Origin of the sequence: Streptomyces abyssalis, from assembly GCF_001751365.1 — a bacterium.
In the GTDB taxonomy this organism is placed as follows: Bacteria; Actinomycetota; Actinomycetes; order Streptomycetales; family Streptomycetaceae; genus Streptomyces; species Streptomyces abyssalis.
In genome coordinates this window covers 877926-901510 of sequence record NZ_LJGT01000040.1, presented here as the reverse complement: position 1 = coordinate 901510, position 23585 = coordinate 877926, and the positions used below count along the sequence as shown (strand labels likewise).

Genomic DNA, 23585 nt, shown 5'->3' with positions numbered 1-23585 from the left:
ACCGCTGGGCCCTCTCACACCGCACAGCTTCTACCGAGGAGTGTCATGAGCTTCCTCCGGAACAAGACGTTGCACATCCACCCCGCGCAGAACCTCAAGGGCACCATCCGGCCCCCGGCATCCAAGAGTTACTCGGCCCGGGCCGTCCTCGCGGCGGCACTCGCTCCCGGGCGCAGTCGCATCGACAACGTGGCCCCCAGCCACAACGTACGGGCCATGATCGACGCCTGCGCCGGGCTGGGCGCCGAGATCGAGAGCGATGAACCGGGGCGCCTGGTCCTGTCGGGGACGCGGCGCTGGCGCGACGGCGTGACCGTCGACCCCGGCAACTCGGGCATCGTCCTGCGGCTGCTGATGGGCGCGACCGCGGTCCGGCGCCGGACGACCTTCGTCACGCCCTACGCGCAGTCCCTCGGCCGCAGGGGGAACAGCGAGATGGTGGACGCGCTGCGCACGCTGGGCGTGTGTGTCACCACCGCGGACGACGAGGGCCGGCTGCCCGTCACCCTGGACGGTTCGGACATCCACGGTGGCGACGTCGCCGTCAACAGCCGGCGGAGCTCCCAGTTCCTCAGTGGCCTCCTGTACCTGGGCGGGCTCCTCGACGAACCGCTCACCGTGACGGTTCCCGACGAGCTCAAGGCGCCCGCGCCGGTCCTCACGACGCTCAGCGTCCTCCGGGACGCGGGCATCCAGGTGGAGACCTCGCACGACCTGACCCGTTATGCCGTGACGCGCGGAACGGGCTTCCAGCCCGGACATCACCAGGTCGGCAGCGACCCTGCCAGCACGGCGGCCCTCCTTGCTCTCGCCGCCGCCGTGGACTCCGACGTCGACGTCGAACACAACGGCCTGGAGGAACTGGACGGCGTCCTGGACCATCTCCGGCGGGCCGGGGTCGCCTTGGACGCCGGCACCTCCACCATCCACGTCCGTGGGGGCGGAGTGATCACACCTGTCGACTTCGACGGTGCCAAAGCACCGGACGCCGTCCTTCCTCTCGCAGCTCTCGCCGCACACGCCGACGGCACGAGCCGTTTCCACAACATCGAGCACATCCGCTACAAGGAGTGCGACCGCATCAGCGACTTCCGGCAGGAACTCCTGAACGCGGGCATCGAATCCGAGGAGAGGCACGACGAACTCATCGTGCACGGCAGCCCGGAAGGGGTGCCGGGCAACGTCACCGTGGACAGCCACTACGACCACGCCGTCGTCATGGCCATGAGCCTCGTGGCACTCCGCAGCCGCTCAGGACTCACCATCAACGAGCCCCAGTACGTGGCCCAGACCTACCCCGGATTCTTCGAACATCTGCAGCGCATCGGCGGCACCGTCACCGCGTAGGGGAGGAGCAACGACCATGTGCGGAATAGCAGCCATCATCGCGCCCCCGGGCATCCGCAGCGGCCCGCGGGAAACCCGGGCCCGCGAGCAGGAGCTCCTCGGGATGCTGGAGAGCATCCGCCACAGGGGCGACCCGGAGTGCTTCGCGGAGAGGAGGGCCGGCCCTCGCGCGGCCCTGGGAACGAACCGGCTGGCCATCGTCGACCGGGCGAAGGCGCGCCAGCCGCAGACCGACGCCCGGCAGCAGGTGTGGCTCGCCTACAACGGCGAGCTGTACGGATTCCGTGACCTGAGGAACGAACTCATGGCATGCGGCCACCGGTTCCACACCGAATCGGACACGGAAGTCGTGCTGAACACCTACCTCGAGTGGGGCGCGGAGGGACTCAAGCGACTCAACGGGATGTTCGCCCTCGTCCTCCATGACGAACGCGACGGCTCCGTACTGGCCGCACGGGACCACGTCGGCATCAAGCCCCTCTACTACGCGGAGTGGAACGGGACCTACTACTTCGCGTCGGAGCAGAAGGCCCTGCTGAAGCAGCCCGGCCTCATCCGGACCGTCGAGCCCGGCACGTACATCAAGAACGGCGTCCCTCACCGGTACTTCCGTCTCGACCCCCGTCCGCTCAGGCAGAGCGACGACGAAGCCGTCGCGACCTACCGGCAGCTCTTCGACGACGCGGTCCGGCACCAGGTCGAGACCGACCTGCCCGTCGCCGTGACCTTCAGCGGCGGCATCGACAGCGCCGCCGTGCTGCATTCAGCCCGCCGCCACCATCCCGATGTGACCGCCGTGACGATCGGCTTCGAGGGCTCGGCCGACGTGGAGGTGGCTGAACGGTACTGCGCCGAGGAAGGCATCCCGCACATCGTCTCCCGCCTCACCACCGGTGAGCTGTTCGACGTCATCCCGCGGATCGCCGCCGGAGCGGAGTTCTTCGAGGCCATCGACGCCATGGACACCTGCGTCGGGTACTTCGCGTTCCGTCTGGTCCGCGAGCACGGCTTCAAACTGGCACTGTGCGGGGAGGGAAGCGATGAAGTCATGGCCGGATACGACCTCTTCAAGGAGCATCCGGACCCCGGTGACCTCATGCGGTACCGGGTGCACAACCTGCACCGCACCGACCTCCAACGTGTCGACCGGTCGAGCATGATGCATTCCGTCGAGACCCGCGTCCCGTTCATGGACCGTCACCTGCTGGAGTACGCCTACCGCGTGCCCATGAGCCAGAAGCTTCGCGGGGGCACGGACAAGTGGCTGCTCCGGGAAGCCTTCCGGGACCGGCTGCCCTCGTACCTCGTCGACAGGCCGAAGATCCGTATGCCTGACGGAAGCGGACTGAAGACCACCCTGGTCGACCACGCCCTGCAGCGGGACGACTACGACCGGGCCCTCGGGCAGCCGATCGGCATCGACACACCCGAGGGAGCCTTCTTCCTCCATCAGTACCTTCTCGCCGGCTACCCGATGCCACGGGAACGCCACAAGCGCGCGGGCTACGACTACTCGCCCAACGGCTACTTCGAGTTCATCTCCTGAGACCCGTGGGGCCGGTCCCCCGCCAGGGGCCGGCCCCACGCCTCAGCCGGCGAACCACGGAAGGTGACCCCGGTGACGGCACTCTGGCCCGCTCCCACAGCTTCGAAGCCGGTCCGGGCGAGGGTTCCGGTGCCCGGACCGAAGAGCATGACGAACCGGGCACTCGTCCTGGCTGCCGTGTCGCAATCCCCGAGCCGCATCTCGGGCGGTCTGCGCAGCCGCGACACCTCGCTCATGACGCAGGCGCTGCAACGCCTTGGAACAGCCGGCACCTCCAAGACGCTCCCCCGATTCCCCGGTATGTGGAAGTCGATGATGTGAATGAGGCATCCGTACTTCCCGGAGAGAGGCTCAATCCGGCGGCGCCGGGCCGGAATCAGGTGCCCGCAGGGGCGAGCACGCGGGCCCCCTTCGTCCCGAGCGCGCAGACCACCCCGGAAGTCCTTGTCCGACCGCTCGGCCGGCGGATTCCCGTGCCGGGCGCGGCAGTTGCCCTCGCGTGTACGCCGTGCCCGGCCGCGACGGGCAGGGGATCTCTCTCCCCCGTCGCACATCAACAGAACCGGACCGCAAGCCCTTTGAAGGAGGTCTCGATGACTCAGCAGGAAAGCCCGGAAAGCTACTACCAGCGAACGCTGACTCTCAGCGGTAACGACGTGACAAGGGAGGACCGTCCCAGGACATTCGTCCTGTACGACAAGGAGTGGGACCTCCTCGACGAGGTGTTCGCACCGATCTACCGGCCCTCGACCAACGTCTCCCTGGACTTCCTCGACCTGCTGACGCCGGGGCCGTTCAAGTGGGACTCGATGCTGGAGATGGGATCCGGCACGGGCTTGATCTGTGTGATGGCCGCGCTCGCGGGCTGCGAGCGGGTCGTCGGCGCCGACATCAACCCGTACGCCGTGGAGAACACGAGGCTGAACGCCGAACGGCACGGCGTCTCCGGCCGGGTCACGACGCGGCAGAGCGATCTGTTCGACGGGCTCGCCGAAGACGAACGGTTCGACGTCATCTTCTGGAACTCCAACTTCATCTGGGCTCCCGGGGACCACAAGTTCGAGTCGGTGCACGAACATGCGTTCCTGGACCCCGGGTACGTGGCCCACCGCCGTTTCCTGGAGGAAGCCCCGAAGTGGACCACGGAGAACGGCTCGGTGCTGCTGTTCTTCAGCAGCACCAAGGGCGATCTGCCCGGCCTTTACCGTCTCGCCGAAGAGACCCGGCGCAGCCTGCGGATCGTGCGGCGCCAGACGATCCAGGACGGCACCGACATGGCCGAGTCGGAGTACCTGCTGATCGAGGTGAGCGATCCGGCGTGACCACGAGTCGGGTCAGGGCCGGCCGGGCACTCGCCCGGCCGGCCCTGACTCAGGACCACCTCGGCCACGTCGCGAAGGCCCGCACGGGAAGAGTGCCGAGGCCGCTGACCTTGACCGGAACCGCCGTGAACTTCGCGCCCTGGACCGGAAGCCGGTCAAGAGACGTCAGGTGCTTCACGACCGGGATACCCGCGCCCAGGAGCGCGTGGTGGGCCGGCCGTGCGCGGGTGTGGGTGCCGTCGATGTCGAGTGAGTCGATTCCCACCACGGACGCCCCGGCATCCGCGAGGAGCTGCGCGGCCTCAGCCGACAAGTAAGGGTGGCGGCCGTTCCCGTAGGTGTCCGTTCCCCAGTACCGGGACCACCCGGTCCGGATGAGTACGGCTCGTCCCGACAGCTTGTCCGCCTTGAGGAAGTAGTCCGCGGGAATCTCCTGTTCCTCCGTCTCGACGACGGTCGCGGGTACGTTCGCCACCCGCCGCAGGTCGAGGCGGGAGAGGTCGTAGCCGTCGGGGAACGGATGGAAGGGCGTGTCCAGATACGTTCCCGTCTGGCCCACCAGGCGCAGCTGCCCGGTGTGGAACTGGTAGCCGTCGTCGTACAGTTCGCGGGACTGCTCGTGGGTGAGGTACGGGGTGAGCTCGGGCTGGGGCAGCCCGGGGTAGGCGGTCGAGCCTGAAGTGATCTCGTGGCTGAGATCAACGAACGCGGCGCCCGCTGCGCCCGAGGTGAACGCCCCGGTCACGCGCGGCGAGAGTGATTTGTTCGCCATCGGTGTTCCTCTCCTCATGTCGGATGCGCTGTGTGTGATGTCTGGAAGCGGGTTCGGCCCGGGAGCGTCACAGGCGCCGTCGTCCGCGCCGTGTCAGGGAGAGCGCGGCGGCCCCGCGGGCGCCGGATGCCTCACCAGCGTCACCATCAGTGCCGCCGTCGCGCAGATTCCCCCGGCCGCCATCCACACCGGGGTGTAGGAGCCGAACGTGTCGCGCGCCATGCCGCCGCCAACTGCCATGAGGCCGGCGCCCAGCTGGTGGGAGGCGGTGACCCAGCCGAAGACGATGGGGCTGTCCTTCAGCCCGTACCGCTCCCGGCACAGTGCGATCGTCGGGGGCACGGTGGCGACATCGATCAGGCCGTACACGACGACGAAGGCGAGTATCGGCAGTCCGACGTCGGGCGTCATCACCAGCGGCAGGAGGACCAGCGTCAAGCCGCGCAGTGAGTAGTAGCCGGCGAGAAGCCACCGAGGGTCGAGGCGGTCGGTGAGCCAGCCGGAGGCGATCGTGCCGGCGAAGGAGAAGATCCCGATCGCGGCCAGCAGCGAGGACGCGACGGTCAGCGGCATGCCGTGGTCGTGCGCGGCAGGGGTGAAATGGACGAACTGGATGCCGTTGGTCGTCGCACCGCAGATCATGAACGTGCCGACGAGCAGCCAGAACGGCCGTGTCCGGGCGGCATCGATCAGCACTCGCACCGCGCGCCGGGCCGCACCTGGCACTGGGGCTGGTTTCGGGGTGAACTCCGCTGCCCCGTACGGCTTCAGACCCAGATCCGCGGGGTGGTCCCGAAGCATCAGACAGACCAGCGGCACCATGACGAGCGCCGCCAGGGCCAGCGTCACGACACCTGGGCGCCATGCGAAGTGCTCGACGATCCACGCGAGCCCCGGCAGGAAGATCAGCTGTCCGAGGTGGGCCGCTCCGCCGAGCAGCCCGGTGACCAGTCCGCGTCGCCTGACGAACCATCGGTTGGCGACGGTGGCGGCGAACGTGGTCGCCATGGAGCCGCTGCCCAGGCCGATCAGCAAGCCCCAGTACAGCGCCAGTTGCCAGGGCTGGGTCATGACCGTGGTCAGGGCCGCGCCCGCGCCGATCAAGCCCAGGGCGCCCACGACGACGCGGCGGATGCCGAAGCGGTCCATCAGTGCCGCGGAGAACGGCGCGGTCAGTCCGAAGAACAGCAGGTTGACGGAGGCGGCGAAGCCGATCGTGCCGCGCGACCAGTCGAACTCCTCGTGCAGCGGCTCGGTCAGCACTCCGGGCATCGCGAGCGAGGCGTTGGAGGCGGTGATCACCAGGAGGGCGACGGCCAGGACCCACCATGCCTGGTGCACGCCGGGCCGGCGCGTCGCGGTGTCCTCATGCCTCCCGGGGGCGTCCGGCACGGCCTTCGAAGTCTTAACCATGCATGCATCGTGCGAGATCCGCTCTCCCCCAACCAGTGGCCAGATGGCCAAGCTGTGCAAGACTTTGGCCATGGCTGTTTTCGGGAACTCCGGTCGGCACCGGATCGCCGTACTCGTCCGCCAAGGGCAGCTGCCGATCGAGCTGGGCATCGTGCATCAGGCCTTCGGCGACGCCGAGTCTTCGGAGGGGCGGCGGCTGTATGAGGTCGTGACCTGTACCTTCACCCCTGGCGAGGTGCGGACGAACACGGACTTCAGCATGATCGTCCGCAACGGTCCCGAAGCCCTCTCGGAGGCGGAAACCGTGATCGTCACGGCATCGGATGAGGACTACGACCGCCGGACGCCCCATCTGGACGAGCCGCTGACCGACGCCTTCGACCGCATCCCGGCGGGCACCCGGATCGCCTCGATCTGTACGGGGGCATTTGTGCTGGCCGCCGCCGGCCTGCTCGACGGCCGCCGGGCGACGACGCACTGGAGGCGGGCGGGCCAGTTCAGAGAGCTCTTCCCGGACGTCGATCTGGACCCCGACGTCCTCTACACCGAGGACGAGGGCGTACTCACCTCGGCCGGATGCGCCGCGGGGATGGACCTGTGCCTGCACATGATCCGTAACGATCACGGGGCCGCGGTCGCGAACGACATCGCCCGGCGCTCGGTGGTCCCGCCCTACCGGGAGGGCGGGCAAGCCCAGTTCATCCAGCGCCCGGTGCCGGAGGCGGGCACGTCCTCCACCGGCGCGGCCCGCAGATGGGCCCTGGAGCACCTCGGCCGCCCTCTCACCCTGGGGGAGCTGGCCGGTCAGGCATCGATGAGCATCCGCACCTTCAACCGGCGCTTCCGCGAGGAACTCGGGATCACGCCGATGCAGTGGCTTACCCGGCAGCGCGTCGAGCGTGCACGGCAGCTGCTTGAGGAGACGGAACTCTCCGTGGACGTGGTCGCCGCGGATGCGGGTTTCGGAACAGCTGCTTCACTGCGTCAGCATCTGCATGCCGCTGTGGGTGTTTCTCCGAGTGCCTACCGCAGTACGTTCCGGGGTGTCTCGGAGAGTCTCATCGCCGGGACCTGAGGAGTTGCGTTCTCAGGCCCCGGCCGGACGTCCGCCGGCTACGGGAGGCGGACGACGATCTTGCCCGTGGCGTCCCCTCGCTCGATGCGTTCGAGGCCGTCGGGGACGAGCCTGCCCAGCGAGATCACCTCGTCGAGCGCGGACGTGGCGATCTCCGGGTGCGCGGTGAGCAGAGCCAGGGCCTGAGGGAGGTCCTGAGCACAGACGTGGACCTTCGAGGTGTCAAGCGTGATCTCCTCCAGGACCAGCCGGGTCAGGTCGAGCGGCGAGGGGTCGCGGTGGAGGCCGACCAGGCGGATGTGCCCGCCCCGGCAGACCGCGTTCATCGCCGTCTCCAGTCCGGCGGTCGCTCCCGAGGCCTCGATCACCACGTCCGCACCGGCCCCGTCGGTTGCCGCTCTGATCGCGGTGGCCGCGTCCTCACGGGAGGCGTCGACGAGCAGCCCCGCGCCCGCACGGCGTCCTGTCTCCCGCCGGGCGGCCGAGATGTCGACGCCGATGGTCTCGACTCCCCGGGCCGCGCAGGCGGCCACCGCCAGCGATCCGATGCTGCCCAGGCCGATCACGACGACGGTTCTGCCCGGCTCGGGCGCGATACCGCGTACCGCCCGCATCGCCACGGCGAGCGGCTGCGCCATGATCGCGACATCAGGGGCGAGCCCGCCCACCGAACGGCTGATCCCGGCCGGGACGTTGACCAGCTCGGCGAGTCCGCCGTCCACGTGCAGCCCGAGCGTGTAGTACCGCCCGCAGACGTTGGTCCGCCCCTGCTCGCACCAGCGGCATTCCCCGCACGAGACCCCGGAGCCCGGAACGACCAGGTCACCTGCGGTGAAGGCGTCGACGCCGGGGCCGGTCGCGACGACCTCGCCGACCATCTCGTGGCCGATGACCAGCGGGCCTTGGTGACCGCTCGCGAAGTGCGGCTCGGACAGCGGGATGAGGTGCGGGCCGGAGGCGTACTCCTCGACGTCGGTGCCGCAGATGCCCGCGCGCACCACGGCGAGCTGGATCTCCCCGGGCCCCGGGGCGGCAGGGGCGGGCCACTCCTGGACGCGGACGTCGCGCCTGCCGTGGAATACAGCGGCTCTCATGACAATGATCTCCTTGGGACGGTGCCGGAAGCGCTTCGGTACGAGGCGGTGCGGTCGGTGGCGGCGGGCTCACGCAGGCTCATGGCCCGGTGTGGGCGGGTACGAGGCGCGGGGTCACTTGGCGGCGGTCGTGGTCGTGCTCCCCGGAGCGGGAGCGGGCACGAAGGCGACGACGCCGGAAGGGAGACGGCGCTCGACGCGCAGCAGCAAGAGCGAGCCGAGCGTCGCCGTGGTCGCCACGAGCAGCCACGGCAGCCGGCCGTCGACGGTGAGCAGCGAGGTGAAAACCGTCGGGCCCAGGGCGTACGCCAGTGACCAGGACAACTGGTAGGTGGCGAGGTAGCGGCCGCGCAGCGGCTGGGGCGCGGCGAACTGCGCCAGCGCTCCGGCGGAGGGGGCGTACATCATCTCGCCCACCGTCATGACGAAGACCGCACCCAGAAGTCCGGCGAGCAGGAGCGGAACACCGTGCGGGCGGACGGTGCCGAGCGCCGCCTGGGCGAGGAAGGAGAGGGAGAAGAGCGCGGCTCCGACGGCGGCGGCCCGGGGGCGGGTGGTGAAGCAGCGCCGGGTGAGGGCGGCGACGGGGACGCCCAGGGCGGCGCACAGCACGGTGTTGAGGAGGAAGGCGCTGCCGACGAGCCCTTCGGGTACGTCCAGCCAGTCCGTCGCGTACAGCGGGAGCAGTGTGGTGAGCGCCGAGAAGCCGAGAACGACGAGCAGGTTGGCGCAGACGAGGCCGAGGAAGGGCCGGTCCTTGGCGACGACCCGGTAGCCGCCGCGTGGGCGCGGGCCGGCCGGAGGGCGGCGCGGCGCGGCCGGGATGCACGTGGCGAGGAGGCCCGCGAGGAGGAAGCTCGCTGCGTTGACCAGCGCGGTGACCGTGTAGCCGAAATCGCCCGCGCCGGCGATGACGACCGAGGCCAGCAGAGTCCCCGCGCCGAGGCCGGCGTTGCCCAGGCTGCGGCTGAGGGCCTGGAGGCGGTCCCGGTCGGTGCCCTCGGCGAGTTCGGCGATCCGCGCTTCCTGGGTGGTGGGGAAGACGCGGGTACCCACCGAGGTGAGGAGCGCGACGACGGCGAAGACCGGCAGGGCGTCGGCGAGCGGGAAGCAGGCGAAGCTCAGCCCCCGCACGACGTACACGGAGATCTGCATGGTGCGGGCGCCGAAGCGGTCCACCGCGACGCCCACCAGGGGGACGGCGGCGATGCCGACGAGCCCTGTGACGGTCAGGACGAGACCGATCACCGGTAGCGGCAGCCCGGTCACATGACGGAAGAAGACCAGGCTGAAGGGGATGTACATCCCGGAGCCGACCGCGTCCACGGCGATCCCCGAGATCAGGGCGCGTTCACCCGGGAAGCGAGGGCGGATAAAAGACATGCGTCCCCCATTCGAGCCGGTACACCGCCGGCTCCCAGTAGGTGCGGGTCAGGCAGAGGGGAAGGACGCGGCCGCCGCCAGGAAGGCGTCGTTGTCCGAGGGCAGGCCCACGGTCACGCGGACTCCCGCGCCCGCCACGGCCCTTACCGAGACACCGGCGGTCGCGCAGTGCGCGCCGAAGACGGTGGCGCGCTCACCGAGCGGCAGCCAGAGGAAGTTGGCCTCGCTCGCGGCCGGGCGCCATCCGTGCGCGTCGAGCGCGGCGGCGAGGCGTGTGCGTTCCGCCGTGACGACGCCCGTCCTTCTCGCCACCTCGTCCCCTGAGCGCAGCGCCGCGATCGCCGCCGCCTGCGCGAGGCTGCCCGCGCTGTAGGGCAGGTAGGCCTTGCGCAGGGTGCCGATCACCTCCGGGTGGCCGGCCGCGTAGCCGATGCGCAGCCCCGCCAGTCCGTACGCCTTCGAGAAGGTGCGCAGGACGACGAGATGAGGGCGGCCGGGTACGAGCGAGAGCCCGTCGGGAACTGCCTTGTCGCGCACGTACTCGTGGTACGCCTCGTCCAGCACGACGAGGCAGCCGGGAGGTACGCGTCCCAGGAACTCCTCCAGCTCGGCGCGGCCGACGACCGTCCCGGTGGGGTTGTTCGGATTGCAGACGAAGACCAGCCGGGTGCGGTCGGTGAAGTGCTCCGCCATCGTCGCGAGGTCATGCGCGTTGTCGCGCAGCGGCACCGCGACGGGCACCGCACCGGCGAGCCGGGTGAGGAGCGGGTACGCCTCGAACGAGGGCCAGGCGTAGAGGACTTCGTCACCCGGTTCGGCGACGGCGGTGATCAGCTGCTGGGCGACGCCCACCGAGCCGCAGCCCAGTGCGATGCCGTCCGGGTCCACTCCGAACCGTTCAGCGATCTCCGCGGTGAGGGCCTGGCCGGTGTTGTCGGGGTAGCGGTTGATGCCCTCGGTCTGCTCCTGGATCGCCCGTGCCACCTCGGGCAGTGGGCCGAACGGAGTCTCGTTGGCGGCGAGCGCGTAGGAACGGCCCTCCGGGGAGAGCGCCGGCTTCTCGGGCCGGTAGCTGACGAGTTCGCGCACGGCGGCCCGGAAGCGGGGCAGCCTTTCCTGAGTGGTCATGAGAAGGGTCCCTTCCGGGTCGTTCATGGAACGCGCAAGGCGTCGCGCAGCGCGGTGCCGGGGTCGGTGGCGGCGGGGAGGTCGACCGCGCAGCCGGTGGTGAGGGCGCGGCGTGCCTGCAACAGGTCCCGGGGGCGGTTCACGGTGAGGATCGCGAGGAGGCGATCGCCTGCCAGCCAAAGGACCGCCCACTCCGGGTCCTCCGGCGAGCCGCGCAGCACCACCTGGTCGGCACCCTGGTGGTCGCCCGCGTACTGCACCATGCGGCCGAACTGCTCCGACCAGAAGTACGGAACCGGGTCATGGCACACGTCCTCACCGAGCAGCGCGGCGGCGGCCAGTTCACTCGCCTTCAGCGCGGTGTCCCAGTGCTCGACCACCATGTGCCGCCCGTACCGAGGTGACCACCAGGCGGCGCAGTCCCCGAGAGCCACCACCTCGGGCCGCGCGGTGCGCAGGGACTCGTCGACGACCACGCCACGCGCGATCTCCAGGCCGGAGTCCCTGAGCCAGCCGACCGCGGGGCGGGCGCCGGCACCCACCACCACCACGTCCGCCGCGAGGAACTCCCCGTCAGCCAGACACAGTCCGCCGGGGTCCACGGAAGTGACGGCCGTCCCACAGCGCAGGGTGACCCCGGCCTCCGCATACCAGGGGGCCGTCCATGCGCCGATCCGGGCGCCGACCGCCGCGGCGAGCGGAGCCTCCCCCGCCTCCAGCACCGTGACCCGGCACCCCTTCGCGGCCGCGACCGTGGCGACCTCGGCGCCGATCCAGCCCGCGCCGACGAGCGCGAGGTGCGTGCCCGGGCGCAGCAGCGGGCGCAGTGCCCGTACGTCGTCCACGGTGCGGACCACGTGCTGCCGCCCCTCGCCGGGCAGCCGCACCGGCTCCGCGCCGGTCGCGAGCACCAGCCCGCCGAAGGCGAGTGCGCCCGCCGACGTCTTCAGAACGCCGCCCGCCAGGTGGTCGTGCAGGTCGAGGGCCTCGGCGCGTTCACCGAGGCGCAGGTCGATCCCCAGATCCACCCAGTCGGTGAGGAAGGACGTGTCCCCTTCATCGCCTTCATCGCCTTCGTCGCCTTCATCGCCGGCCAGCACCGACTTGGTGAGCGGCGGGCGATCGTACGGCGGGTGGGGTTCCGCACCGACGACGGTGATCGCGTCCCGGTAGCCACGGGCGCGGAGTGCCGCGGCGGCGTGCGCTCCGGCGAGTCCGCCGCCGACGACGAGGATGCTGTCCAGGGTCAAGGTGCCATGTCTCCGTGCGAGTTGGTGTGGGGCCAGAGGGCGGGCCCCGGTGCCGTCCCGTGCAGGGGCGTCCGAGGCGATGCTGTCCGTTCGGGGCCGGGCGCGGCGCGTGTCGCCACGGCGTACCGCCCCTCCTTCTCGCCCGGTTCGGCCGGCCGCGGTCTCACCGTGGCCGTGCCGTCCGGCGCGGCTCAGTCGGCAACGGGTGGGCGCGGGGTCAGCGCGAAGGCGGCGAGGGCGGACAGGCTCAGGCCGGCGATGACCACGACCATCGGGACCGAAGTGCCGGAACCCCCGAGGCCGGCCATCGGGGCGGCGAGTCCGCCGAGGGCGAACTGGGCCAGCCCCATGAGCGCGGAGGCGGTGCCCGCCATCCGCGGCGGGCGGCCGGAGAGCGCGAGGGCCATCGAGTTCGGCAATATGAGCCCGATCGGCGCGACCACCAGGAACAGGCCGGGCAGCAGGGTCCAGAGCCCGGCCGCCGTCGAACTGACCACGGTCAGACTGCCCACGGCGGCTATGGACAGGCCGATGCCGAGCAGCCTGCGGGAACCATGCCGGTCAAGCAGCCGGGCGCCGACGCGGCCGGCGATGACGATGCCCAGGCCGTTCGCCGCGAAGATGCCGGCGAACGCCAGCTGGGGAAGGCCGTAGACCTCCTGGATCACGAACGGCGAACCGGAGATATAGGTGAACATCGCGGCGAAGGCCAGCCCACCGGTGAGCATGTAGCCGGCGAAGGCCCGGTCGGCGGCCAGTCTGCCGAACGTCGCGAGTACGGCCTTCGGCCCGTCGCCGCGTCGGTCCTCGGGGTCCAGCGTCTCGGGCATGCCGCGGTACACGACAACGACCAGTATCGCGCCGATCCCGGTGATGACGGCGAACAGCCCGCGCCACGGCATGACTTGGAGCAGCGCTCCGCCGAGCAGTGGCGCCACGATCGGCGCGAGCGCGCTGACCTGGACGAGGCTGGCGAAGAAGCGGGCGGCCCGGGGCCCTTCGTTCCGGTCCCGGACCACCGCGCGGGCGATCACGATCGCGGTGCCGCCCGAGAGGCCCTGGAACAGCCGGCCCACGATCAGGAGCCAGACGTTCGGCGCGACGAGGCAGAGCAGCGACGCCACGGTGTAGCCGATGATGCCGCCGAGCAGCAGCCGGCGCCGTCCCAGCAGATCGCTGGCGGGGCCCGACACCGCCTGGCCGAGCGCCAGCCCGACCAGGCAGGCGGTGAGGGTGAGCTGGATCAGTGAGGCGCCGCCGCCGAGGTCCCTGCCCAGCTCGGGCAGCGCCGGGAGGTACATGTCGATCGACAGGGGGCCGAGCGCGGACAGCGCGGCCAGGGTCGCCACAAGAGTGAACGGAGGTGCCTCGCCGCGGTCTTGTACGGTCTTTGTCACGCTGTTCCTTCCGGAGGCGGGGGCCGGCGGACGATCAGGCCGATGCCATCGGCATCGGCCTGACCCTCGGTCAACTCAGTCTGGTTCAGGTTTCGATGAGGGTGACCGGATCGCCGAACCTCATCAGATCGCGGTACAGCTCCGCCCGGGAGTGCCGCATGTTGCGCAGCACACCGATCGCGCTCTGTGCCGACGCCTCGCCCTGGACGATCGAGTGGTCGTCACCGACCAGAGCGGCCGTCACGCTGATGTGCCGCTCGATGTCCTGCAGATCGGCCTCGAGCAGCGCGTCGCGGGCGAGCGCCAGCTCCGGATCGGTCGCCGCCATGTCCGCGAAGGGCTGCGCGGAGACCTTGACGAGGTTCCGCATCGCCTTCCTGAACGCCTTGTGCTCAGGCTGCGTCCGGCCGGTGAGTGCCACCGGCACGGCCGGCGGCTGCATGGTCGGCCGGACCTTCGCGTCATAGCACGGAGCCGACATGTCCCCGGAGTGGATCATGGCCGCGGTGAAGCCGCGGACATGGACGGTGGCCTCCTGGAGGGCGTCGAACGCCGCGTCGCGGTCCCCGTCCGCCAGGCCGGCGGCCGCCCGGGAAACGGCGTCGGCGGCCGCGAGGTTGAGCACGAAGTAGAAGTGGTGGGTGATGACCCAACGCGTCAGCTCGTCGTCGCCCGGCACATGCGGAGTCCGACCCTCGACGGGGGTCTCGTCCGGCTGGGACGCGGCGCCGTCGCCCGGCACCAGGCCCTCAAGGATCCTGGCCATGGCGCGGACTTCGTATGCCTGATCGTTCAGGTCCAGCCGCGCATTGCGCAGATCGCGCAGTGTCCGCGCGATGATCGTGGTCACTTCCGAGACCAGGCGGGCGTCGTCGATCGGCGCCGTGCGGACCCCGAAGTACTCGTGGTTGGGAACGATCGGCTTCAGCGCCGCGGCATCCATCGGGACGACCATGGCTTCGGCGGCGAGCCAGTCGCCAACCTTCACCGCCACGTCCATCGCCTTGCGGGCCGCGTCGCCGGATCCCGCCGGGTTCAGCAACTCACCGTGCAGACGCATCAGCGCATCGGTCGCCGCGGTGAGTGCGGCAGCCACCGGTGCGGCGGGGCGGGTGCGCCCGCGCACCATGTTGTTCTCGGGAAGGATGACTATCGGGATGTCGGGACAGGCAGCAGCCATGTCAATCACCTCACTGTCTTCAATCGGCCTGGGAGCGATCGCCCGGGGCACCGCTGATTTCACGATCCGGCGAAACCACGCGCCTCCATGAGGAACTGCCCCAGATACCCGTCGTGCGGAAGATGCGGATCCCGCCACCAGCGCGGGACCCTGCCGTGCAGGACCGTGCGGATGCCTGGGGCCTCGAGGGCCTCATCGACGAGCGCGGCGTCGTCGGTGAGCAGGGTCAGGGCCAGGGAGTCGTCCAGCGGGCCGATGCCTTCCTGCCGTCCCCAGGGCGCCACCCATACGCAGGGGAACGGGAGTTCCGTGCCCAGCCCCGGGTGGTCGGACCGGTCCACGCACATCACGGCAGGCCGCAGCGCCGCGGCGTCCTCGTCGACGACGGTCACCGGACCGCCGTCCGCCTCGTAGTACCGCTCCGTCAGATCGACGGCGCCCTGCGCAGCCCGGTGGAGGGCCGCACGCAGGCCTTCGGCCTCCTTGCGCGGGCGGACGGGCAGCACCGCCCGGGCATCGGTGACCGGAAGGCCCGGCAGCGCGGCCAGTCTCCCGGCCAGCGCTTCGGCCAGGGCACGGTGGTCGCCCGAGGTGAAGACGGCGGTCGTGTTGGTGCACCGCACTCCGCCGTCCGCGGAGATCTCAGCGATGAGGTGGTCCAGTACGGCCTCATCGACCGGGACGTCCACGAGGATCTTGCTCCGGCCGGGACCGCGGACCAGTACCCGGTCGTTGCCGCGCAGCCGGGCCACCGTGGCCTCGCTGCCGTAGACCAGGGACAGGTCGGCCGCGTCCATGAGAGCGTCGGCGGCGGCGTGGGGCCCGGGCAGCAGACTGATCCACCCGGGTTCGAGACCGGCCTGCAGCAGGGCCCGCACCAGGCGCAGCGGGGTGACGGGGTCACGGGCGCCCGGACGCACCGCGACCCGGTACCCCAGCGCCACCGCCTGGAGCCAGGCTCCGTGGGTGGCCGGGTGGTTGCTGGGGGCCACGACGCCGAAGACCGAACCGCGGCGCACCCAGCGGGCCGTGCGGCCGGCGCCCACGGGGGACTGTCTGGCGACGACGTCGCCGAGCAGCCCGCAGTCGTCCCGCATCCGGCCGAGGGTCTGGCGAGCCACCCCGATCGGCACGCCGGAGACGATCGACTGGACGCGGCAGTACTCCTCCGGCGTCTGGCCGCCCAGAGTGGCCTCGGCGAACAGGCGGCCCGCGTCGGCCAGCGCCGCGAGGCGCTTGTCCTGTGCCGTCCGCGGTGCTGCGCGCATGCGCTTGACCGTGAGCCTGGTCACCATGGCGGGAGCTTCGTGGACGGTGGCGACGGGGACGCCGTCCACTCCGTGAAGGAGATGCGTGTCGCGGGAACTCCGCTCCTCCCCGTCACGGAGCACGGGTATGGACAACACGTCAGACCAACTCCTTTGGTGCCGACCAGGAAAGGGTGCGGGAATCATCCGGGAGCCGGGTCGTGACCCGGAACCAGGTATGCTCATGGAGGTCATGACCCGCCGAATAGCGGATTCCGGTAGTCCGGATCGCTGACGGAGAACAGCCCTCCGGATATGTGCCGCCTTCGCGGCGTTCATGGAAGGCGTTGAATTCCTTCCCGAGCGCCTTGGTGCGCCCGGATGTCAACGCCTCGCGGCCGCGCGCGGATGTGTGCGCCGCCCGCGGTTCCGGGTGCGTACGGAGACCGGGCGCTGACCGGAATCCATGTGGCTCGACGGCGGTTCGGCGACCCTTTCCGATGTCCGGTAACAGCCCCCCGAGCCGATCCGGCGCCACTTCTCTTTCTTTGTCGGCGGCCGTTCGGTCACCGACCTTTTCAAGACAGAAAGCTGTCACATTCCCAGCCATGTGGACCCCCTTGCGTGAGTGTTCCGCCGAGGGTCAGACCGGCCAGCCGTCGAACACCACAGCGCGCGCCGGAGCGGCTTCCACTCCGGCAATCTTGACCGGGAGCGCCATCAGTTGAGCGACCTGGCTGGTGATCTGGTCGAGGTTCTGGATGTTCTCCAGGATCGGGATGCCGGCGGCCAGAAGCCGCCGGTGCACCTGTCCGCTGCGGTCGTCCGGCCGCTCGGTGATGCAGTCCATGCCGACGAGGGTCACACCGTTGTCGACCATCCAGTCCGCCGAGGACAGGGTGAGATAGGGCGGCTTGTCCCAGTAGTCCTCCCGACCGAGGTACCGGTTCGGGTGGTCGGTCCGGATCAGCAGGCGGTCGCCGGCCTGCCATACGTCACGGACCGCCTTCTCCAGCTCGTCGCCGGTGACGGGGTCGAGGTCGCGGTGGCCGGAAAGGTCCGCGACGACCACACGGCCGACGAAGGTCTCCAGCGGGACCTCGTCGATTTTCTCGCCGTCCTCATAGAAGTGGAATCCAGATTCCACATGAGTCCCGTTATGCGGGAAGATCTGCAGGTCGGAGAAGGTCCGCCCCACACCGGCCGGGTCGGTCTCCGGCGACATCGCCTTACGTATGCCGAACTTCGGATACCACGCGGCGTTGTAGGAGGGCATGCCCTCGTACCAACCCTGGCTGATATCGACCATCTTCATGTTGTACCCCCGCTGTCCAAGTGCACTTTTCGGCCATCAGCATGCGCCCTGCCCGAGCGCAGCACGGCGATAACAGCACAGAAACAATGTGCTTGGCAATCCCGTCACTTCTGGACTACTGTCCGATCTCAGATCTTTCCGGGGGGACAAGACTCAGTGATGGCGATGCCACGACCACGCCTGGGCGGCACCCCCCTGAGCTCTCTCGGAGAATTTCCGACCGTCCCTTGGAAGGCTTTCGATGATCGTCGTAATGAGTCCGCAGGCTTCCCGAGAACAGGTTGAATCCGCAAGTGAATTACTTCGGAGTCGTGGCCTGATTCCGGTATCCAGCACTGTGGCGGGGGTCACAGTTCTAATCACCGAAGGAACCGACGGGCCTGAATTGGCAACGGTTCTGGAGAGTGCGCCGGGCGTCGACCGAGTGGTGACGGTGTCCGGATCTCAGCGGTTGACCAGCCGCGTGTTCCGTCCCGAGGACACCGAAGTGGCGCTGGGCTCCGCCGGCGGAGCGGTGTTCGGCGGCACCGGATTCGCCGTCATCGCCGGTCCCTGCGCGGTCGAGAGCCCGGCGCAGATGAACGCCGTGGTGGACTCGGTCGTCGCGAGCGGCGCCGTCATGCTGCGCGGCGGCGCGTTCAAGCCCCGCACCTCGCCGTACAGCTTCCAGGGGCTGGGGCTCGCGGGACTGACGCTCCTCGCCGAGCAGCGGAAGCGGACCGGCCTGCCGGTCGTCACCGAGGTCGTGACACCGGAAGACGTGAAATGCGTCGCCGAGGAGAGCGACATGCTCCAGATCGGTGCGCGGAACATGCAGAACTTCGAGCTGCTGCGCGAGGCGGGAGCCTCCGGACGGCCCGTCCTCCTCAAGCGCGGAATGTCCGCCACCATCGAGGAGTGGCTGCTCGCGGCCGAGTACGTGCTGCACATGGGAAACAGCGACGTCGTCCTGTGCGAGCGCGGTATCCGCAGCTTCGAGCGCGGCACCCGGTTCACCCTGGACCTCAGCGCGGTGGCGGAAGCCAAGCGGCTCACGCATCTGCCGGTGATCGTCGACCCGAGCCACAGCACGGGCAAGCCCCACCTCGTCACGCCGATGTCCCTGGCGGCGGCCTCGTGCGGCGCCGACGGGCTGATCGTCGACGTCCACACGGACGCTTCGAACGCGATGTGCGACGGCGCCCAGGCTCTCGACAGTGAGCAGTTCAGCACCCTCATGGGCCGGCTCAAGCCGGTCGTGGAGGCCGTGGGCCGCACCCTGTCGCCGGCCCTCACCCACTCCCTCGCCCAGGTCTGATCCTTCGTTCCTTGGAGTCACCGCATGTCCGAGCACATCATCGACCCCTTGACCCCGGACCTCGCGCCGGAGGACTTCATCCACGCAGCGATGCAGTGGCACTTCTCCCCCGCCACCGGGTCGCCGTACTGGGTGAAGCGCGCGGCGGAACTGGACTTCGACCCGCTCACCGACGTCCACACCTGGGACGACCTCGACCTCTTCCCGGACGTCAGTGAGGATTGGAAGGACGTCCCGGTCGACGCGCTGGTCCCCGCGGGGATCGGCAAGGAGGGCTGGGACTTCCAGGTCTTCGACAGCGGGGGCACCACAGGGCGGCCCAAGCGCATCGTGGAATCGCGGTCGCGCCGCAACGGTGTCCACTGGGTGAGCGAGGTTCTCGCCGATCACAAGGTTCCCGGCGAGGGCGAGGGCCACTGGCTGCACCTCGGCCCCACGGGACCGCACATCGTCGGCCGTTCCATCGGATTGCTGGCGCAGCTGCGCGGCACGTTCTGCCACTACATCGACTTCGACCCGCGCTGGGTCAAGAACAGCGTGAAACAGGGGCGGACCGATGAGGCCGCCCGCTATGTGAAGCACATCCTGGCGCAGGCCCACGACATCCTGTCCACCCAGCCCGTCTCCGTCCTCTTCGCCACCCCGCCGGTGCTCGAAGCCCTGGCCGCCGAGGAGAAGCTGCTGGATCTGGTGCAGCAGAAGGTGCGCGGCATCATCTGGGCCGGCACGAGCGTGAGCCCCGAGACGCTCCGGGCCTTCGAGGACGAACTCTTCCCCGATGCCGCCGTAGTAGGCCTGTACGGCAACACCATGATGGGCATCGCCCCGCAGCGCCCCCGTGAGGGGGGACAGGACGACGAACGCTGCGTGTTCATCCCCTTCCACCCGTTCAGCAGGGTCAAGGTGGTGGACCCCGAGAACACCGGCGCCTCCGTCGCCCACGGCGAGCGGGGGCAGGTGAAGATCAGCCTCGTCTCCCGGGACCTGCTGCTCCCCTGGACGCTGGAGCGCGACTCCGTGCTGCGCATCGCGCCCACCGCGAAGTACCCCCAGGACGGGCTGGCCGACATCAGGCCCCTCACCGTGGCCGACGGTCAGACCGCTGTCGAAGGGGTGTACTAGACATGACCTCCACGGCCACATCAGTGGTCACCCCTGTGCGGCCCGTCGCGGTGCTCGAACCGAGCGACCGGGACAGCCTGCTGGCCACCTGCCGGCGCGGCCTCGACCAGGCCCGCCGCAGCCACCGCCCCGTTCTCATCAGCTGGGCCAAGCCGGTCTCCCTCGCCGACCCCGTCGCGATCTGGAGGCGGGCCCGGCGCGGTACGCCGCGGTCCTTCCTCTGGCAGTCGGCGTGGGACCGCGGCTCGGTCGTCGCGATCGGATCGGCGCGTGACCTGCGGGGACGGGGCGAGAACCGTGTCACGTTGGTCCGCGACGGCTGGCAGGCCCTGACCCGGGACCTCGTCGCAGGAGGGACGGAGGTCACCGAACTGCCCGTGGGCGAAGGCCCTCTGGCCATCGGCGGTTTCGCGTTCAGCCCCGAGGACGCCTCGGGGAAGGGACGCCTTCCCGACGCCCTGGTGTGGGTGCCCGCGTTGCAGATCCGTGGCACGGTGCCCGACCGGGCCGGCGGCGACCGTCCCGTACCGGCCGAACTGCGCCTCAACGCGGTGCTGTTGCACGACAGCGATCCCGAGCAGGTGACCGATGGCCTGGCTCATCTGGCCGGCCTCTGCCTGCCGCCGGAGACCGCCGCCGGAGCGCCGGAGTCCGCGTACGCGAGCCAACGGACGTACAGCAGAACCGAGTTGCCGGACGCCGACCACTGGAAGGGGCTGGTCCGCCGCGCGACCGGCCGGATCCGGGACGGCGCGTTCGAGAAGGTGGTGCTGGCGCGCGAATTACGGGTCACCGCCTCCAGCCCGTTCGACGTGCCGACCGCGGTGAACAGGCTGCGCACCGCCTATCCCGACACCACCGTGTTCGCGGTGGACCACGAGGAGTACACCTTCCTCGGCGCCACCCCCGAATACCTTGTACGGGTCGACGGGCGGGCGGTGCACGCGCTGGGGCTGGCCGGCACGGCGCCCCGCGGGCTCACCCCGGAACAGGACGCGGCACTCGCCCTCGAACTGGCCGGGAGCGCCAAGATCCAGCACGAGCACGACGTCGTGGTGCAGATGCTCCGCGACGCCCTGCGGGACTCGTGTGTCGACGTCGCCTCCGACGAGGAACCGAGCGTGGTCAAGCTCGCCAACGTCCAGCATCTGTCCACGGCGGTCCGCGGCGAGCTGGGGGCGGACTCCACCGCGGGAATCCTGGACTTCGTCGACCGCCTCCACCCGACCCCGGCCCTCGGCGGCCATCCGCGCAAGGAGTCGCTGAGCTGGCTCTCCGACAACGAGGGGCTCGACCGGAGCTGGTACGCGGGCGTGGTCGGGTGGGCCGATCGCTCCGGGCAGGGCCAGTTCGCGGTCACCATACGATCCGCCCTGGTCGACGGCCCCTCCGCCTCGCTGTACGCCGGCTGCGGCATCGTGGCGGACTCCGATCCGGAGGCGGAGCACGCGGAGTCCTGCGCGAAGCTGCGCCCGATGATGTCCGCCCTGGGAATCGAGTGACGGTACGGGGCCGGGGACGCGGCATGTGCTCGTGGACACCCGTGAGCCGGCGGCGGGCGGGTGCGCGGAGACACGCCCCGCCCCGCCGCGGGTTCCGCGAGGAGGTACCCCGCCCGGTACGGGAGACGAACGTGAGCGGGCCCCCACCGGGAAACGTGCTGGTCGGGCGTGCCCGACCGCCTTCGGCAGCGGCTCGTCGAACGCCGCCGCCGACGCATCGGTCCACATGAAAAGTGAGGTAAGAATGACCGTCAAGCCTGCCGCTCCCCGCGTGGTCGTCATCGTCGACGCGTATTCGAGCGCACGATCCCTCGCCCCGCTCTTCCGGGAACGCGGCTATGAGTGCGTCCACGTCCAGAGCACCCCGGTGATCCCCGCGGGGTACGAGAAGAGCTTCCGGGCGTCGGACTTCACCGCCAACATCGTGCACACGGGGGATGCCGACGCCACGGTCGCGGCCCTCGCAGCGCACACGCCTGTGAGTCTGCTGGCAGGCATAGAGAGCGGAGTCGAGGTCGCGGACCTGTTGAGCGAGGCGCTCGGCCTGCGGACGAACGGCACGGCGCTCAGCCCGGCCCGCCGGGACAAGTTCCGCATGATGGAGACGGTCAAGGAGGCAGGGGTGCCCGGCGCGGGTCAGATCCTGGCCTCCGACCTGGACACGCTGCTCGCCTGGTACCAGGAGGCCGAAGGCCGGGTGGTACTGAAGCCGTTGCAGAGCGCGGGAAGCGACGGCGTCCACTTCTGTGACGACGAGGACCAGGTGCGCGCTGCGTTCGAGGCGCTCATCGGCACCGAGAGCGCGCTGGAGCTGCACAACCACGCGGTCCTGGCACAGGAATACCTGGTCGGCAGCGAGTACATCGTGAACACCGTCAGCCTGGACGGCAAGCACCACGTCACGGACATCTGGAAGATGCACCACCTCCGTGCCAACGGCGTGCACGACATGGCGGCCGGGGCGCAGCTGATGCCCCGTCATGGTGCGGACCAGGACGCGCTGGTCGAGTACAACGGCCTGGTCCTGGACGCCCTGGGGGTGCGCAACGGTCCCGCGCACACCGAGCTCAAGCTGACGCCGCAGGGCCCGCGGCTGGTCGAGAGTGCCGCCCGGATCTGCGGCGCGGACGTGCATGTGCCGGCCAAGGGCGCGATCGGCAGTAGCCAGCTGGACTGGACCGTGGACGCGTACGTCGACCCCGAGCGCTTCCTCGAGCGCTGGGAGACCGGCTACGAACTGACCCGGCACGCCGGGATCGTCAACATGGTCTCGCCGACGACGGGCAAGCTCGTCGGCTATCCGAAGATGGCCGAACTCCGCGGGCTGGAGAGCTTCCACGACATCACCCTGAACGTGCACCCGGGGGACGAGATCCATCGCTCGATCGACGACTGGACCTATCCCATGCGCGTGTACCTCGTGCATGAGACCGAGAGCGTCGTCATGCACAACATCCTGTCGGCGCGGTACATGGACGGCGAGGGCTTCTACGAGGTGGTCTGACCGTGACGTCCGACCGCGTCAGTTGCGGTCCGCCCCGGATTGAGGGTGGCTGCCGCGCCTGGCGGTCGAGGGTCAGGGTCGTGGCTGATCATTGTTACGGCGGAGGAGGAGGGGGTTCCGAGGTATGAGCGGGATGGTGACGGCGGTCAGCAGCAACGGCCAGTACTCGTTCACCAAGCCGAACCGGGGCAGCATCACGCTGCTCGCCGGGCTTGGTGTGGAGGGCGATGTACACGCTGGTGTGACGGTCAAGCACCGCTCGCGCGTCGCTCAGGACCCCACCCAGCCGAACCTGCGTCAGGTCCACCTCATCCATGAGGAGCTATTCGCCGAGGTCGGCGAAGAAGGGTTCGCGGTGGCGCCCGGTGAGCTCGGCGAGAACATCACCACCCGCGGCATCGATCTGCTCGGCCTGCCCGCCGGGACCCTGCTGCGCATCGGCGACGAGGCAGTCCTCGAGGTGACCGGCCTGCGGAATCCCTGCCTGCAGATCGACAACTTCCAGGAGGGGCTCCTGAAGCAGGTCGTCGGCCGTGACGAGGCCGGGAACGTCGTACGCAAGGCCGGAATCATGAGCATCGTGAAGGAAGGCGGCACGGTGCGCCCCGGCGACACGATCAAGGCGGAGCGCCCCAATGGGCCGCATCGGGCTCTGGAGCGGGTCTGACGTCTCTCCTGGGCAGCAGTGTGG

The 23585-nt window shown here is 69.9% G+C and carries 19 protein-coding genes and 1 pseudogene; 10 read left to right on the top strand and 10 right to left on the bottom strand.

What is annotated here, in order from left to right; translation table 11 throughout:
- Positions 1-45 precede the first annotated feature (45 nt).
- From aroA to AN215_RS18755, 4 genes and pseudogenes are all read left to right on the top strand, one after another.
- Complete coding sequence (gene aroA, locus AN215_RS18765; RefSeq protein WP_070011868.1) at positions 46-1347, top strand: 3-phosphoshikimate 1-carboxyvinyltransferase; 1302 nt, start codon at positions 46-48, stop codon at positions 1345-1347.
- A gap of 16 nt (positions 1348-1363) precedes the next feature.
- Complete coding sequence (locus AN215_RS18760) at positions 1364-2893, top strand: asparagine synthetase B family protein (RefSeq protein ID WP_070011867.1); 1530 nt, start codon at positions 1364-1366, stop codon at positions 2891-2893.
- A gap of 63 nt (positions 2894-2956) precedes the next feature.
- Positions 2957-3154: pseudogene (locus AN215_RS28755) on the top strand (3-phosphoshikimate 1-carboxyvinyltransferase); the annotation flags it as partial.
- A gap of 332 nt (positions 3155-3486) precedes the next feature.
- A complete protein-coding gene (locus AN215_RS18755; RefSeq protein WP_070011866.1) occupies positions 3487-4215 on the top strand; it encodes a methyltransferase domain-containing protein in 729 nt (242 codons plus the stop codon).
- A gap of 49 nt (positions 4216-4264) precedes the next feature.
- On the opposite strand, the gene AN215_RS18750 is transcribed toward AN215_RS18755, so the two are convergent.
- On the bottom strand, positions 4265-4987 hold the full coding sequence (locus AN215_RS18750; protein WP_079123179.1) for a cyclase family protein: 723 nt from the start codon (positions 4985-4987) through the stop codon (positions 4265-4267).
- 93 nt (positions 4988-5080) lie between these two features.
- Positions 5081-6400, bottom strand: coding sequence for an MFS transporter (locus tag AN215_RS18745; RefSeq protein ID WP_070011865.1), 1320 nt, complete (start codon positions 6398-6400; stop codon positions 5081-5083).
- A gap of 43 nt (positions 6401-6443) precedes the next feature.
- Between AN215_RS18745 and AN215_RS18740 the strand changes: the two genes are divergently transcribed.
- On the top strand, positions 6444-7475 hold the full coding sequence (locus tag AN215_RS18740; RefSeq protein WP_070011864.1) for a GlxA family transcriptional regulator: 1032 nt from the start codon (positions 6444-6446) through the stop codon (positions 7473-7475).
- A 38-nt stretch (positions 7476-7513) separates the two neighbouring features.
- Here AN215_RS18740 and AN215_RS18735 read toward each other — a convergent pair whose 3' ends face one another.
- The 8 genes from AN215_RS18735 to AN215_RS18700 all read right to left on the bottom strand — a co-directional run bounded on the left by AN215_RS18735 (position 7514) and on the right by AN215_RS18700 (position 17463).
- Complete coding sequence (locus AN215_RS18735) at positions 7514-8569, bottom strand: zinc-dependent alcohol dehydrogenase (protein WP_070011863.1); 1056 nt, start codon at positions 8567-8569, stop codon at positions 7514-7516.
- A 114-nt stretch (positions 8570-8683) separates the two neighbouring features.
- A complete protein-coding gene (locus tag AN215_RS18730) occupies positions 8684-9952 on the bottom strand; it encodes an MFS transporter (RefSeq protein WP_070011862.1) in 1269 nt (422 codons plus the stop codon).
- Between the two features lie 48 nt (positions 9953-10000).
- Positions 10001-11080 carry a histidinol-phosphate transaminase gene (hisC, locus tag AN215_RS18725; protein ID WP_070011861.1) on the bottom strand — a complete coding sequence of 360 codons (1080 nt, stop codon included), beginning with the start codon at positions 11078-11080 and terminating at the stop codon, positions 10001-10003.
- 23 nt (positions 11081-11103) lie between these two features.
- Positions 11104-12330 carry an NAD(P)/FAD-dependent oxidoreductase gene (locus AN215_RS18720; protein ID WP_070011860.1) on the bottom strand — a complete coding sequence of 409 codons (1227 nt, stop codon included), beginning with the start codon at positions 12328-12330 and terminating at the stop codon, positions 11104-11106.
- 191 nt (positions 12331-12521) lie between these two features.
- Complete coding sequence (locus AN215_RS18715; RefSeq protein ID WP_070011859.1) at positions 12522-13727, bottom strand: multidrug effflux MFS transporter; 1206 nt, start codon at positions 13725-13727, stop codon at positions 12522-12524.
- Positions 13728-13812: 85 nt separating this feature from the next.
- A complete protein-coding gene (locus tag AN215_RS18710) occupies positions 13813-14907 on the bottom strand; it encodes a hypothetical protein (protein ID WP_070011858.1) in 1095 nt (364 codons plus the stop codon).
- A gap of 59 nt (positions 14908-14966) precedes the next feature.
- On the bottom strand, positions 14967-16313 hold the full coding sequence (locus AN215_RS18705) for an aldehyde dehydrogenase family protein (protein ID WP_245694545.1): 1347 nt from the start codon (positions 16311-16313) through the stop codon (positions 14967-14969).
- A 484-nt stretch (positions 16314-16797) separates the two neighbouring features.
- The gene (locus AN215_RS18700) at positions 16798-17463 is read right to left on the bottom strand and encodes a cyclase family protein (protein ID WP_245694544.1); all 666 of its coding nucleotides are present in this window, start codon (positions 17461-17463) and stop codon (positions 16798-16800) included.
- Between the two features lie 247 nt (positions 17464-17710).
- Between AN215_RS18700 and aroF the strand changes: the two genes are divergently transcribed.
- The 5 genes from aroF (at position 17711) to AN215_RS18675 (ending at position 23561) form a co-directional block, all read left to right on the top strand.
- Positions 17711-18766 carry a 3-deoxy-7-phosphoheptulonate synthase gene (aroF, locus tag AN215_RS18695; RefSeq protein ID WP_070011855.1) on the top strand — a complete coding sequence of 352 codons (1056 nt, stop codon included), beginning with the start codon at positions 17711-17713 and terminating at the stop codon, positions 18764-18766.
- A 24-nt stretch (positions 18767-18790) separates the two neighbouring features.
- Entirely contained in the window at positions 18791-19888 is a 1098-nt protein-coding gene (locus AN215_RS18690; RefSeq protein ID WP_070011854.1) for an AMP-binding protein, read from the top strand.
- A 2-nt stretch (positions 19889-19890) separates the two neighbouring features.
- Positions 19891-21390 carry an isochorismate synthase gene (locus AN215_RS18685; protein ID WP_070011853.1) on the top strand — a complete coding sequence of 500 codons (1500 nt, stop codon included), beginning with the start codon at positions 19891-19893 and terminating at the stop codon, positions 21388-21390.
- 244 nt (positions 21391-21634) lie between these two features.
- Complete coding sequence (locus AN215_RS18680) at positions 21635-22894, top strand: ATP-grasp domain-containing protein (RefSeq protein WP_070011852.1); 1260 nt, start codon at positions 21635-21637, stop codon at positions 22892-22894.
- Positions 22895-23018: 124 nt separating this feature from the next.
- Complete coding sequence (locus AN215_RS18675; protein ID WP_070011851.1) at positions 23019-23561, top strand: MOSC domain-containing protein; 543 nt, start codon at positions 23019-23021, stop codon at positions 23559-23561.
- Positions 23562-23585 lie beyond the last annotated feature (24 nt).